The sequence below is a fragment of the Pseudomonas sp. BF-B-30 genome, from assembly GCF_019956305.1.
Taxonomy (GTDB): Bacteria; Pseudomonadota; Gammaproteobacteria; order Pseudomonadales; family Pseudomonadaceae; genus Aquipseudomonas; species Aquipseudomonas jessenii.
Window position 1 is genome coordinate 104,282 of sequence record NZ_JAHBDG010000066.1, and the last position, 13,686, is coordinate 117,967.

The following is a 13,686-nucleotide window of genomic DNA, read 5'->3' on the forward strand; positions in this document are numbered from 1 at the left end:
CTCAGTGCCCGCCGAGATAGGCGCTACGCACATCCTCGTTGACCAACAACTCTTTGCCAGTGCCGGTCATGCGGATTTCGCCGTTGACCATCACGTAAGCCCGGTCAGACAACCGCAGGGCGTGGTTGGCGTTTTGCTCCACCAGGAAGATGGTCATGCCGGTCTTGGCCAGTTCCCGCAGGGTGGCGAAGATCTGCTTCACCACGATCGGCGCCAGGCCCAGGCTTGGCTCATCGAGCAGCAACAACTTGGGCCGGCTCATCAGGGCCCGGGCGATGGCGAGCATCTGCTGCTCGCCGCCGGACATGGTCATCGCCCGCTGGGTACGCCGCTCTTCGAGCCTGGGGAACAGCTCGAACATGCGCTGCATGTCCTCCTTGGCGTACTTGTCGCCAATGGGGATAGTGCCCATCAACAGGTTTTCTTCGACTGTCATGTCGGGGAACACCCGCCGCCCTTCCGGCGATTGCGCAATGCCGTTGGAGGCGATGTAGTGGGACGACTTGTGGGTAATGTCCACGCCCTGATAGAGGATCTGCCCGTCCGCCGCCCTTGGCTGGCCGAAGATCGACATCAGCAGGGTCGACTTGCCGGCACCGTTGGAGCCGATCAGGCTGACGGTTTCCCCTTCGTTGATGTGCAGCGAGACACCTTTAAGGGCCTGGATCGGCCCGTAAAACACGTCCAGTTCCTTGAGCTCGAGGATGGGTTTACTCATACCACCTCCTCTTCTTCCGCGCCCAGATAAGCGGCAATCACTTTCGGATCGTTGCGGATGTCGTCGGGGCCACCCTCGGCGATGACGATGCCGTGGTCCAGCACCACAATGTGGTCGGAGATACTCATAACCATGCCCATGTCGTGTTCGATCAGCACCACGGTCAGATCGTGCTCGTCGCGCAGCAGCCGGATCATCGCGCTCAGCGCTTCGGTTTCCTGAGGGTTGAGGCCGGCGGCCGGTTCGTCGAGGCAGATGATCTGCGGACGGGTGCACATGGCCCGGGCGATTTCCAGGCGGCGTTGCTGACCGTAGGACAGCTCACCGGCCAGGCGGTTGGCGCAGTCCACCAGATCCACCACTTCCAGCCAGTAGAACGCGTGGTCCAGCGCATCGCTTTCGGCCTTGCGATAGCCCTTGGTGTTGAGGATGCCGGCGAGCATGCTGCGATTGACCCACATGTGCTGGGCCACCAGCAGGTTTTCCAGCACCGACATTTCCTTGAACAGGCGAATGTTCTGGAAGGTCCGCGCCAGGCCGGCGCGGTTCACCAGGTGAGTGCCGCCGAACGCCTTGTAGAACAGCCGACTGGCGAAGGATTTCGGCGAAACGAAATCGGTTGGCTTGAACGACTCCCCCAGCAACTTGATGACATTGGTCTGTTGCCCACGAATGTTGAGTTCGATCCTGCCGCCAGAGGCTTTGTAGAAGCCGGTCAGGCAGTTGAACACCGTGGTTTTGCCGGCGCCGTTAGGACCGATCAGGGCGAAGATCGAGTTGCGGTGCACTTTCAGACTGACATCGCTCAACGCCTTGATGCCGCCGAAGTGCATCATCAGTTTTTCTACACTGAGTACGACTTCGCTCATGGCGCTACTCCTTTACGCGGGGTCACACCGGTACGGCTGATCCGAATCAGGCCGCGCGGTCGCCAGATCATCATCAACACCATCAGGATGCCGAACAGCAGCACGCGGTACTCGGCAAAGCCACGCAGCAGCTCCGGGGCGACGGTCAGCACGAAGGCTGCAATTACGACGCCTATGGTCGAACCCATACCACCCAGTACCACGATGGCGAGGATCAGCGCCGATTCGAAGAAGGTGAACGAGGTCGGGTTGACGAAGCCCTGGTAGGTGGCGAAGAAGACCCCGGCCAGACCGGCCGTCGAGGCGCCGATGGTGAACGCCGAGAGCTTGACCAGCACGTGGTTCAGACCCATGGAGCGGCAGGCGATTTCGTCTTCGCGCAGGGCTTCCCAGGCGCGGCCGACCGGCATGCGGGTCAGGCGATGCTTGATGTGCAGCACGGCCAGGACCACCAGGAACAACACGGCGTAGATGAAGTAGTACTTCACGTCGGGGTTGTAGGCGATGCCGAAGAACTCATGGAACGGCACCCCGCCCTCTTTCGCCCTTTTTCCGAACTCGATGCCGAAGAAAGTGGGCAACGGCGCTGCCATGCCATTCGGGCCGCCGGTCAGGGTCAGCCAGTTATTGAGGATCAACCGAATGATTTCACCGAAGCCCAGGGTCACGATCGCCAGGTAATCACCGTGCAGGCGCAGCACCGGGAAACCGAGGATGCAACCGGCCAGTCCGGCGGTAATCGCCGCCAGCGGCAACACCGTCCAGAAGCCCAGCCCAAGATATTGATAACCGAGCGCCAGGCCGTAGGCACCGATGGCGTAGAACGCCACGTAACCAAGGTCGAGCAGACCGGCCAGGCCGACCACGATGTTCAGCCCCAGCCCCAGCAGCACGTAGATCAGCCCGAGGATGACCACGCCCAACAGGTACGAGTTGGAGAAAAACGGGAATACCACCGCGATAACAATCATCAACGGGATGATCCAGCGCAGCCGGGATTTGTAATCAGGCGGCAGTACATGGACCCCGGACCCGGTGGTTTCAAAACCCTCGAGGATTCTCAGGCCCTTGGGGGTTTGCAGGAACAGGCTAAGGGCAAAACGGCCGGCCATGACGATGGCGACAATCCAGGCCACCCGGGTCGCTTCCAGGTTGAAGCCGTAGCCGTCGAGGACTACGCCGACAATCGGGCCGAACACAATCAGGGCCACCAGGCCGGCAAGAATCGCGTCAACCAGGCTTCTTTTGAGATCAATGGTTTTTTTAGTGGTTGAAGACATCGCTTACACCTTCGACACAAGAGGACGGCCGAGCAGGCCTTGGGGCCGAAAGACCAGAACGAGAACGAGCAGCGAGAAGCTGAAAACGTCTTTGTAGTCCGAGTTCACCAGACCGGAAAACAGCGACTCGGAAATCCCGAGAATGATCCCGCCGAGCATCGCGCCGGGCAGTGAGCCAATCCCGCCGAGCACCGCGGCAGTGAACGCCTTGATCCCGATGATGAAGCCGGCATAGAAGTCGAATGTGCCGTAGTTCATGGTGATCAGCACGCCGGCCAGGGCCGCCATCGCTGCACCGATGATGAACACGTAGGAAATCACCCGATCGGTGTTGATCCCCAGGATCGAAGCCATCTTGCGGTCTTGCTGGGTTGCACGGCACATGCGGCCGAGCTTGGTGTACTTGATGACGTAGGTCAGCAGGCCCATCCCGACGAACGCTGCAACCAGAATGAAGACCTTGGTGTAGGTCAACTGAACGAAACCGGTACCGATATCAACGCGCCAGGCACCCGAGAGCAAAGTCGGAACGCCTTGTTGCTTCGCGCCCTGGGAGATCTGTGCGTAGTTTTGCAGGATCAGAGAGATACCGATCGCACTGATCAGCGGTGCGAGTCGAGTGGAGTTACGCAGGGGTTTGTAGGCGACACGCTCGATGACCCAGCCATACACCGCCGTGACGACGATGGTGAAGATCAGTGTGCCAAGCATCAGCAGCGGGAAAGATTCGATACCGAAGTAAGCCAGCAGAGCCAGACTGATTGCCGCGAGGTAAGCGGAAATCATGTAAACCTCGCCGTGGGCGAAGTTGATCATGCCGATGATGCCATAGACCATTGTGTAGCCGATGGCGATCAGGCCATAGACCGACCCGAGGGTCAGGCCGTTGACCAGTTGCTGCAGGAAAATACCATCCATAACGCAATCTCACGCAATGAGAACCTGCACATGTGGCTGTGCGGTTCCTCTAAGGAAAATACAGATATACGTCGGAGCAATGTCAGCCACGATCAGGCAGGCCACCACGGCCCCCTGTAGGAGCGAGCTTGCTCGCGATTGCGGTTTAACATTCAACGAATGAGTTGCCTGCCAGTCCGTCATCGCGAGCAAGCTCGCTCCCACAGGGGAACCGTGGGGTTCACCCGATTGAGTCAGCCCTTACTTCTGTTTTTCCAGCTGGTGGTATTTGCCATCCTTGTCCCACTGGTAAACCACGTAGTCGGAGATTTTCAGGTCGCCCTTGCTGTCCCAGGTCTTCTCGCCCATGACGGTCTTGACCGGGTTCTTCTTCAGCCATGCAGCCGCTTCTTCGCCCTTGTTGGACTTGGCGCCGTTGAAGGCTGCTGCCAGGGTCTGGACCGAAGCGTAGGCGTACAGGGTGTAGCCTTCAGGCTCGGTACCGGCCTTGCGGAAGGCGTCTACCACGGTCTTGCTGTCTGGCAGCAGACGTGGGTCGGCGCCGAAGGTCATCAGCACGCCGTCAACGAATTGCGGGCCACCAGCGGTGGTCACCAGCTCGTCGGTCACGATGCCGTCGTCGGACATGAACTTGACATCTTTGAGGCCTTGTTCACGCAGTTGACGCACCAGAGGACCGGCTTCCGGGTGCAGACCACCAAAGTAGACGACGTCAGCGCCGGCGCCGCGGATCTTGGTCACGATGGTGCTGAAGTCTTTCTCGCCACGGGTCAGGCCTTCATACAGCACAGGCGTTACGCCGCGCTTGACCAGTTGAGCCTTGGTAGCATCCGCCAGGCCCTGGCCGTAGGTGTCCTTGTCGTGCAGCACGACAACTTTCTTGCCCTTGAGCACGTCGACGATGTAGTCGCCGGCCACGATGCCTTGCTGGTCGTCACGCCCGCACATACGGAACATGGCGCTCAGGCCGCGCTCGGTAACGGCCGGGTTGGTGGAACCCGGGGTGATCGCGATGATGCCCGCTTCGTCGTAGATCTCGGAGGCCGGAATGGTCGAGGAGGAGCAGAAGTGACCGACTACGCCGGCGACTTTCTGGTTGGTTAGATCCTTGGCGACCGTCACAGCTTGTTTCGGTTCGCAGGCGTCATCGCCCTTGACCAGTACGATTTTTTCCCCGTTAACCCCGCCAGCCGCGTTGACCGCATCGGCCGCGGCCTGTGCACCCTTCATGTACTGTTCGCCAAATGCCGCGTTGGCGCCCGTCATTGGTCCCGCTACGCCGATCTTGATGTCAGCCTGAGCAAACGCAGAAACACCCAGCGCAGTTGCCACTGCGAGGGCCAGAAAGCCTTTCTTGTAAAACGTCTGGGACATGAGGTGGTGCTCCATGGTTTTTTTAATTGGCACTGCGACTTCACTGAATGCTCAGAGCAAGGGCCGTGCCATCGGTTTTTTATTCTGAAAAAAGTCGCTGCTTTCTTGTTATTTCGACTGTTTCGGTCCCATTTTCATTGGGCGTGCAACCGTCTAAACCGCGGAAGGTAAAACCATTTTTTATTTGAGGCGCAACCCGACTGCGCCATCATTGCAACCGCGGCTTTAAACAACGTGCAACCAGCCTGTAACAACGTGCGTCACCGAAGTGCACACTGCTGGTGCGGAACTGCTACAACCCGCACCACTACAGGCTAGCCGCAGATCGAAAAAGCGCCGCCTCCCACTGCAAAAATCAACATTCAGATCACGATCCGCAGGCACTGGCCTGCGTGATACAGCGAGAATCCCGCCTCATACAGACAGCTGCGCAACCCCACCCCGGCCAATGGCTGCATGGGTGCAAAGGGAATCGGTAGCGCTTGAGGATTTCCGTTACACAGGTAATCGGCAAAGGCCTTGCCGACCACCGTGCCCGTGGTCACGCCCCGGCCGTTGTAACCGGTGACTGCCACCAAACCGGGCGCTGGTTCGAACAGGCGCATCAAATGATCGGGGGTGAAGGCGATGCAACCGGTCCAGGTGCACTCCCATTCCACCGGCTTGAGGTACGGGAAATAGTGTTGCTGCACGCGGTCGGCCCAGGCCTTGAGGAACCAGGCCGGTTTCTGATTGCCATTACCGAGACTGCCAAGCAGCAGGCGACCGTCTTTGTCTCGACGGATACTGCTGAGTACTTGGCGGGTGTCCCAGGAACCTTGGCCACCGGGCAGAATTTGCCGGGCGGCTTCTTCGGTCAGCGGCACCGAGGCCACCTGATAGTAATAACCAGGGAAGAAATTGCGCCGCAATTCCGTCCAGTCGCCTTCGGTGTAGGCATTGGAGGCAATCACCACTTTCTCGGCCATGACCGAACCCTGGGCGGTTTGCACTGACCAGCGCTGGCCCTGACGTTCAAGTCGGGTGACCGGAGAATGATCGAATAATTGACCGCCCAGGCCGATGGCCGCTTTGGCCAGCCCCGTGGTGTAGGCCATCGGGTTGAGCGTGCCCGCACGGCGATCGAGCAGCGCGGCGGCGATCTTTTTCGTGCCGGTGGCTTGCTCGCAGGCCTGACCGGTGAGCAATTCCACCGGCGCACCGCGACGTTTCCATTGTTCTTCACGACTGCGCAAGTCGGCCTCGCCACGGGCGTTATGCGCCATGTGCAGCGTGCCTTCCCGGCGCAACTGGCAATCGATGTTGTACTTGTCCACAAGGCTGAACACCAGGGATGGTGCGGCGCCCAGCATGCGGTTGAGCTGGCTGCCAACCGCCTCGCCAAACCCGGCTTCGATCTCGTCCGGGGGAATCCACATCCCGGCATTGACCAGCCCGACGTTGCGCCCGGAACCACCATGGCCGGCGCGATGGGCCTCCAGCACGCAAACAGTCTTGCCTTGCTCCAGCAGATGCACCGCCGCCGACAAACCGGTAAACCCGGCGCCGATGACGCAGACATCCACCGTGACCTCACCCTTGAGGGCCGAATTGTCCGGCCTTTGCGGCGTCAGTTTTTCCCACAGACACTCTTCGCGTAACGGCATTGCCAGACTCCGAAAATGAAACCTAACCACCCACACAAATCAGTGTGGGAGCGGGCTTGCTCGCGAAAGCGGTATGTCAGTCACCATTAATATCGGCTGACAGATTGCATTCGCGAGCAAGCCCGCTCCCACAGGGGATCACTGTTCGACACGAGACTTAGTCGAACGTAATACCCTGCGCCAACGGCAACTCCAGCGAATAGTTCACGGTGTTGGTCTGGCGGCGCATGTAGCCGCGCCATGCATCGGAGCCGGACTCACGACCGCCGCCGGTTTCTTTCTCGCCACCAAACGCGCCGCCGATTTCCGCGCCGCTCGGGCCGATGTTGACGTTGGCAATGCCGCAGTCGCTGCCCACCGCCGACATGAACTGCTCGGCTTCACGCACGTCGGTGGTGAAGATGCACGAGGACAGGCCTTGTGGCACGGCGTTGTTCAGGCGCAGGGCTTCCTGGAAATCGCTGTAGCCAACCACGTACAGGATTGGAGCGAAGGTTTCGTGGCAGACCACATCGCTTTGCTCCGGCATTTCGACGATAGCCGGCGACACGTAATAGGCATTAGGGAACTTGTCTTGCAGCTGACGCTCACCGCCAAACACCCGGCCGCCCTCACTCAAGGCCTGCTCCAGCGCATCCTGCATGTTGTCGAAACTTTGCTTGTCGATCAGCGGGCCGATCAGGTTGCCTTCCAGCGGATGGCCGATACGCACTTTCGAGTACGCGGCTTTCAGGCGGGTGACGATTTCTTCTTTCACCGACTCATGGGCGATCAGGCGACGCAGGGTGGTGCAGCGCTGACCGGCGGTGCCGACGGCGCTGAACAGAATCGCGCGAACGGCCATGTCCAGATCGGCGCTCGGGCCGAGGATCATCGCGTTGTTGCCGCCCAGTTCGAGGATGCTGCGGGCAAAACGCGCGGCGATTTTCGGCGCCACTTCACGGCCCATGCGGGTGCTGCCGGTAGCGCTGACCAGTGCGACACGCGGATCATCGACCAGGGCTTCGCCGGCATCGCGACCGCCAATAATCACCTGGCTCAGGTGCGGTGGTGCATCGCTGAAGTTCTTCAGCACGCGATCGAACAGCGCCTGGCAAGCCAGTGCGGTCAGTGGCGTCTTTTCCGACGGTTTCCAGATCACCGGGTTGCCACAGACCAGCGCCAGCGTGGCGTTCCAGGCCCAGACCGCCACCGGGAAGTTGAACGCACTGATCACCCCGACAACGCCCAGCGGATGCCAGGTTTCGCGCATGTGGTGGCCAGGACGCTCGGAGGCGATGGTCAGGCCGTACAACTGACGGGACAGGCCGACGGCGAAGTCGCAGATGTCGATCATTTCCTGAACTTCACCCAGACCTTCCTGGGTGATCTTGCCGGCCTCCCAGGACACCAGCTCGCCGAGGTCGGCCTTGTATTCACGCAGGATGTCACCCAGTTGCCGCACCAGCTCGCCACGGCGCGGTGCCGGAACCTTGCGCCACAGTTCGAACGCATGATCTGCGCGACTGATGTGTTGCTCGACTTCAGCAGCGCCTTCCCAGTTAACGGCGGCGATCCTGCTGCCATCGATCGGCGAATGCACCGGCACTTTGCCGTTCTGGTACAGGGCCGGATTCACACCTAGACGATCAAGCAATGCGGCAACCATGGGTCACTCCTCAAGCAAAAGACAGAACACGTGCAGCCGGAAAATCACGGCTGATCAGACCTGTAGTTTTAGCTGCCCGGAGGTTACTCAACAAACGACCTTTAAGAGAGATATCATTCCGTTTATTCATGCTGTGCATTGCTGGCAATAAGAAATAAGAACCAAGGACCGCCCATGCTGAATAAACGCTACTTGCCATCGATCGCTGCATTGCAGTGCTTCGAGGCCGTCACCCGGCATTTGAGCTTCACCCGGGCCGCCGAAGAGTTGAACCTGACCCAAAGCGCCGTGAGCAAACAGGTCGCGCAACTCGAAGAGCTGTTGCAGCACCTGCTGTTTCGCCGGGTGCGCCGCCGCCTGCAGATGACGCCGGCTGGCGATCTGTACCTGGTTGAGGTGAGAAAAATCCTCACGCAGGTCGAGATGTCGACCCATTACCTGCGTTCCTACGGTGGCGAAACGGAAGTCCTGCGGGTTTCGACGCCCCCCACTTTCGGTGCACGCTGGCTGGTGCCGCGCCTGAAAGGCTGGCGCCTGCGGCATCCGTCGATCCACCTGGACCTGTGCAGCGAGCAGGAAGCCGACGACCTGCTGCAAGGCCGCAGCGACCTGGCGTTCTACTTCGGCCAGGGCTCACGGCCCGGCACCGAATGCCTGAAGCTGTTCGGCGAAGAGCTGGTGCCGGTGTGCGCCCCGGGCAGCCTGCCGGACACACCGTTTACCGATCCGACGCAACTGACTGACCTGGTCCTGCTGCAAAACGCTTCCCGCCCCCAGGCCTGGCATGACTGGTTCGACCATCAGGGCTACCACACCGAGCACAGCTACCACGGCCCGCGCTTCGAAACCTTTTACATGTGCATCCGCGCCGCCCAGGTCGGCTGCGGCGTGGCGCTGTTACCCCGTTTTCTGGTGGAAGAGGAACTGGCCGACGGCAAGCTGGTCATTCCCTGGCAGCATGCAATGCCCAGCACCGACGCCTATTACCTTGCGTACCCGGAACACTCGGCAGAAGTGCCCAAGGTGCGGGACTTTGTGAAGTGGATGCTGGAGCAGATCGATAGTCCGGAGATGTCGCAAATTTAGGGTTGCACGCAGTACCTGTGGGAGCGGGCTTGCTCGCGAAGACTGAGTATCAGGCAGCATCACTGCTGGATGTGAAACCGCTTTCGCGAGCAAGCCCGCTCCCACAGGGATCTGTTGTGATCCAAGAAATTGCTGGCAATTCTGCCCTCTGATATGCGCCACTAGCGCCACTGATCAATACCGCTGCAACGCCGGAGATCCCGTTATGAGCGAGAGTGTGTTTGCCGATCGCATCGTGCAGAACCTGCTCGACACCGACTTCTACAAACTGACGATGATGCAGGCGGTGCTGCATAACTACCCGAACGTCGAAGTCGAATGGGAGTTTCGTTGCCGTAACGGCGAGGACCTGCGCCCGTACCTGGCGGAAATCCGCTTCCAGATCGAGCGCCTGGCCGAACTGAGCCTGAGCGCCGACCAGTTGAGCTTTCTGGAACGCATCAGCTTCCTGAAGCCGGACTTCCTGCGCTTTCTCGGGTTGTTTCGCTTCAACCTGCGTTACATCCACACCGGCCTCGAAAACGGTGAACTGTTTATCCGCCTGCGGGGCCCCTGGCTGCATGTGATCCTGTTCGAAGTGCCGCTGCTTGCGCTGGTCAGCGAGGTGCGCAACCGCTATCGCTACCGCGAAGTCGTGTTGGAACAGGCCCGCGAGCAGCTCTACCGCAAGTTCGACTGGCTGAGCGCCAACGCCAGCAGCGACGAATTGTCAGAATTGCAGGTGGCCGATTTCGGCACCCGTCGTCGCTTTTCCTACCGCGTGCAGGAAGAAGTGGTGAATGTGCTCAAGCACGATTTCCCCGGACGCTTCGTCGGCACCAGCAACGTTCACCTGTCCCGGGAGCTGGACATGAAACCCCTGGGCACCATGGCCCACGAATGGATCATGGCGCACCAGCAACTTGGCCCGCGGCTGATCGACAGCCAGATCGCCGCACTCGATTGCTGGGTCCGTGAATACCGTGGCCTGCTGGGGATTGCCCTGACCGACTGCATCACCATTGATGCCTTCCTCGGCGATTTCGATCTGTTTTTCGCCAAGCTTTTCGACGGTTTGCGCCACGACTCAGGCGATCCGGTGGTTTGGGCGGAAAAAGCCATCGCCCACTATCACAGGCTCGGCATCGACCCGATGAGCAAGACGCTGACTTTCTCCGACAGCCTGACCCTGCCCAAGGCTCTGGAGATATTCCGGGCGCTGCGCGGTCGGATCAATGTCAGCTTCGGCATCGGCACCAACCTGACGTGTGATATTCCGGGTGTCGAACCGATGAGCATCGTGCTTAAAATGACCGCCTGCAACGGCCAGCCGGTGGCGAAGATCTCCGACGAGCCAGGCAAGACGCACTGCAAAGACCCGAATTTCGTCGCTTACTTGCGACACGTTTTCCAGGTTCCTGCCGCCCTTTCAAGTACATCAAGCAAGGAGTGAATTCATGCAAGCCGTACAGCGTGAGATTGCTGAACAGCTCAAGGTCCAGCCGCCATTCGCCGACGAAGCCGCCCTTGAGGCCGAAGTCGCCCGGCGGGTGACCTTCATTCAGGACTGCCTGGTCAATTCCGGGCTCAAGACCCTGGTACTGGGCATCAGTGGTGGTGTCGACTCCCTCACCGCCGGCCTGCTGGCCCAACGGGCCGTCCGTGAACTGCGCCAGCGCAGCGGTGATGCCGCCTACAAATTCATCGCCGTGCGCCTGCCCTACGAAACCCAGTTCGATGAACACGACGCCCAGGCTTCAGTGGATTTCATCAAGCCGGACGAGCGCCACACCGTGAACATCGGTCCGGCGGTCAAATCACTGGCCAATGAAGTGGCGGCCTTCGAAGGCAAACATGCGGTGTCGGTGGACTTCGTGCTCGGCAACACCAAGGCGCGCATGCGCATGGTCGCCCAGTACACCATCGCCGGTGCGGCCCATGGCCTGGTGATCGGCACCGATCACGCGGCGGAAGCGGTGATGGGTTTCTTCACCAAGTTCGGTGACGGCGCCTGCGACCTGGCGCCACTGAGTGGCCTGGTGAAAAATCAGGTCCGCGCCATCGCCCGCAGCTTCGGCGCGCCGGAGTCGCTGGTGGAGAAAGTCCCGACCGCCGATCTGGAGGACCTGTCGCCCGGCAAACCGGACGAAGCGTCCCACGGCGTGACCTATGCCGAGATCGATGCGTTCCTGCACGGCAACCCGGTGCGCGAGGAAGCGTTCAGGATCATTTGCGACACCTACAACAAGACCCATCACAAGCGGGTGATGCCGTTTGCGCCTTGAGGCGTGAGTGAATGAAAAAGCCCGCTGAGGAGTGATCCCCAGCGGGCTTTTCTTTGGCCAAAACATGCGTTGATGCTTCTGGCCCCTTCGCGAGCAAGCCCGCTCCCACAGGTACGGTGGTGGCCCTGTGGGAGCGTGGCTTGCCCGCGATGAACGATAACGCGGTGGTCAGTCTTACTTCAGGGTCACGGTGCCTTTCATCATCGAGATGTGGCCCGGGAACGAGCAGAAGAAACCGTATTTTTCATTGGCGTCGAGCTTCGACACGTCAAAGGTCACCGAGTCGGTTTCCTTGGCGCCGATGATCTTGGTGTGGGCGATCACGCGGGCGTCGCCTTCCTTCAGGTAGTTCTTGTCGATGCCGGCGCTCAGGCCGTCGGTGGCGATCGGCTGCATGTCGGCTTCTTTACTCAGCACCCAGTTATGGCCCATGACGTTCTTCGGCAAGCTGCCGGAATGCTTGAGTTCCACGGTAAACGTCTTGCAGCTCTTGTCGATTTCAATAGCCTTCGTGTCGAAAGACATCTGGTCGGTGGAGTCGACGGTGACTTTGCACTCTGCAGCCATCAATTGGCTGCTGGCCAGTGTCAACAGGGATACCGCAACAAGTTTGGCAAACATGGTGAATCTCCAAGGCAGGGTTAAGGAAATCGCGAATAAACAGAAGACTGCCTGAAAACTTCGCAAGTTCATATGACTTGAATCAAAAATTGTATACAACTTTCGCGCTATGGCACCGATGCGAAATATCTACCGGCCAAGTGTCTGGCCCGGGCCTATCATCAGGCCGTCCCCCTTCAAATGGAATGTCTGTCATGTCGATCAACAGCTTGTTGTGCAGTTTGCTGGCCGCCTACGCCTGCGGCGCCAGCGGCACGTACGAAACCCCGGAACACCAAGTCTAGCCCTTGGAGTGCCGCGCGCCTGCCTTTACTCTGTGGCCCTGATCGACCAAGGAGCAAGGCATGTCTTTAACATCCGTTTGTGTATTTTGTGGTGCCAGCACCGGCACCAACCCGGCTTACCGCGAAGCAGCCGTGGCCCTTGGCCGGGCGTTGGCCGAGCGCAAGCTGACCCTGGTGTATGGTGGTGGCGCCGTGGGCTTGATGGGCATCGTCGCCGATGCGGCCCTGGCGGCCGGCGGTGAAGTGATCGGCATCATCCCGCAAAGCCTCAAGGACAAGGAAATCGGCCACAGCGGCCTGACTCGCCTGGAAGTCGTCGATGGCATGCACGCGCGCAAGGCGCGGATGGCCGAGCTCAGCGATGCCTTTATCGCACTACCCGGCGGCCTTGGCACCCTCGAAGAGCTGTTCGAAGTCTGGACCTGGGGCCAACTCGGCTACCACGGCAAACCGCTGGGTTTGCTGGAAGTGAATGGTTTCTACAGCAAATTGACGTCTTTTCTTGATCACATCGTCGGCGAAGGCTTCGTTCGCGAGCAGCACCGTGACATGCTGCAAGTGAGCGAATCGCCGCAAACCCTGCTCGATGCTCTGGATGCCTGGCAACCGTCCATAGCGCCAAAATGGGCCGAGCAAAAACCCAGCTAACGGCTCGGCACCGATACAGGGCAGAATATGCGCCGCTCAACCTCACCTTCGACCCCAGAGGATCGCCCATGGCCAAACCTAATTATTCCTTCGCCAAACGTCAGAGAGACTTGGCCAAGGAGCAGAAGAAAGAGGAAAAGCTTCAGCGCAAGAAAGCTACAGCTGAAGAAGCGACACTGAACCCTGAGGGTGAAGTGGCGGCAGAAGACGATGTTGATGCACCGAAAGACTCGGCGCCCGACGCCTGAGAACCTCCGGGCCGGTTGATCTGATCAGGCCCACCGGATCTGTGTCCAGGGTTGGCAGCTTTGCTGCCGACCCTCACAGGCC

The 13,686-nt window shown here is 59.8% G+C and carries 13 protein-coding genes; 5 read left to right on the forward strand and 8 right to left on the reverse strand.

Translation table 11 applies throughout. The annotated features are described in order from the left end of the window. Position 1: 1 nt before the first annotated feature. The 7 genes from KGB29_RS25280 to KGB29_RS25310 all read right to left on the reverse strand — a co-directional run bounded on the left by KGB29_RS25280 (position 2) and on the right by KGB29_RS25310 (position 8,453). On the reverse strand, positions 2–718 hold the full coding sequence (locus tag KGB29_RS25280; RefSeq protein ID WP_057712220.1) for an ABC transporter ATP-binding protein: 717 nt from the start codon (positions 716–718) through the stop codon (positions 2–4). After that, positions 715–1,587 carry an ABC transporter ATP-binding protein gene (locus tag KGB29_RS25285; RefSeq protein WP_150813605.1) on the reverse strand — a complete coding sequence of 291 codons (873 nt, stop codon included), beginning with the start codon at positions 1,585–1,587 and terminating at the stop codon, positions 715–717. The genes KGB29_RS25280 and KGB29_RS25285 overlap by 4 nt, the downstream gene beginning before the upstream one ends. Further along, positions 1,584–2,867: a high-affinity branched-chain amino acid ABC transporter permease LivM gene (gene livM / locus KGB29_RS25290; RefSeq protein ID WP_090452840.1), complete on the reverse strand. Its 1,284-nt coding sequence runs from the start codon at positions 2,865–2,867 to the stop codon at positions 1,584–1,586. The genes KGB29_RS25285 and livM overlap by 4 nt, the downstream gene beginning before the upstream one ends. A gap of 3 nt (positions 2,868–2,870) precedes the next feature. After that, on the reverse strand, positions 2,871–3,785 hold the full coding sequence (locus KGB29_RS25295; RefSeq protein WP_007979705.1) for an ABC transporter permease subunit: 915 nt from the start codon (positions 3,783–3,785) through the stop codon (positions 2,871–2,873). A gap of 240 nt (positions 3,786–4,025) precedes the next feature. Further along, entirely contained in the window at positions 4,026–5,159 is a 1,134-nt protein-coding gene (locus KGB29_RS25300; protein WP_008048115.1) for an ABC transporter substrate-binding protein, read from the reverse strand. 362 nt (positions 5,160–5,521) lie between these two features. Continuing rightward, entirely contained in the window at positions 5,522–6,805 is a 1,284-nt protein-coding gene (locus KGB29_RS25305; protein ID WP_057712223.1) for an NAD(P)/FAD-dependent oxidoreductase, read from the reverse strand. 157 nt (positions 6,806–6,962) lie between these two features. Then, positions 6,963–8,453 (reverse strand): aldehyde dehydrogenase family protein, encoded by a 1,491-nt coding sequence (locus KGB29_RS25310; RefSeq protein WP_102669255.1) that lies wholly within the window; start codon positions 8,451–8,453, stop codon positions 6,963–6,965. A gap of 174 nt (positions 8,454–8,627) precedes the next feature. On the opposite strand from KGB29_RS25310, the gene KGB29_RS25315 reads away from it, so the two are divergent. The 3 genes from KGB29_RS25315 to nadE all read left to right on the forward strand — a co-directional run bounded on the left by KGB29_RS25315 (position 8,628) and on the right by nadE (position 11,803). Beyond that, the gene (locus KGB29_RS25315) at positions 8,628–9,539 is read left to right on the forward strand and encodes a LysR family transcriptional regulator (RefSeq protein ID WP_150813606.1); all 912 of its coding nucleotides are present in this window, start codon (positions 8,628–8,630) and stop codon (positions 9,537–9,539) included. Positions 9,540–9,744: 205 nt separating this feature from the next. Continuing rightward, complete coding sequence (gene pncB / locus KGB29_RS25320; RefSeq protein ID WP_090452834.1) at positions 9,745–10,971, forward strand: nicotinate phosphoribosyltransferase; 1,227 nt, start codon at positions 9,745–9,747, stop codon at positions 10,969–10,971. Positions 10,972–10,975: 4 nt separating this feature from the next. After that, positions 10,976–11,803 (forward strand): ammonia-dependent NAD(+) synthetase, encoded by an 828-nt coding sequence (nadE, locus tag KGB29_RS25325; RefSeq protein ID WP_057712227.1) that lies wholly within the window; start codon positions 10,976–10,978, stop codon positions 11,801–11,803. Between the two features lie 174 nt (positions 11,804–11,977). On the opposite strand, the gene azu is transcribed toward nadE, so the two are convergent. After that, positions 11,978–12,424 (reverse strand): azurin, encoded by a 447-nt coding sequence (gene azu / locus KGB29_RS25330; RefSeq protein ID WP_057712228.1) that lies wholly within the window; start codon positions 12,422–12,424, stop codon positions 11,978–11,980. A 344-nt stretch (positions 12,425–12,768) separates the two neighbouring features. Between azu and KGB29_RS25335 the strand changes: the two genes are divergently transcribed. Together KGB29_RS25335 and KGB29_RS25340 are read left to right on the forward strand one after the other, a co-directional pair. Beyond that, positions 12,769–13,356, forward strand: coding sequence for a TIGR00730 family Rossman fold protein (locus tag KGB29_RS25335; protein ID WP_057712229.1), 588 nt, complete (start codon positions 12,769–12,771; stop codon positions 13,354–13,356). A gap of 68 nt (positions 13,357–13,424) precedes the next feature. After that, complete coding sequence (locus tag KGB29_RS25340) at positions 13,425–13,604, forward strand: hypothetical protein (protein WP_057712230.1); 180 nt, start codon at positions 13,425–13,427, stop codon at positions 13,602–13,604. Positions 13,605–13,686: the final 82 nt, after the last annotated feature.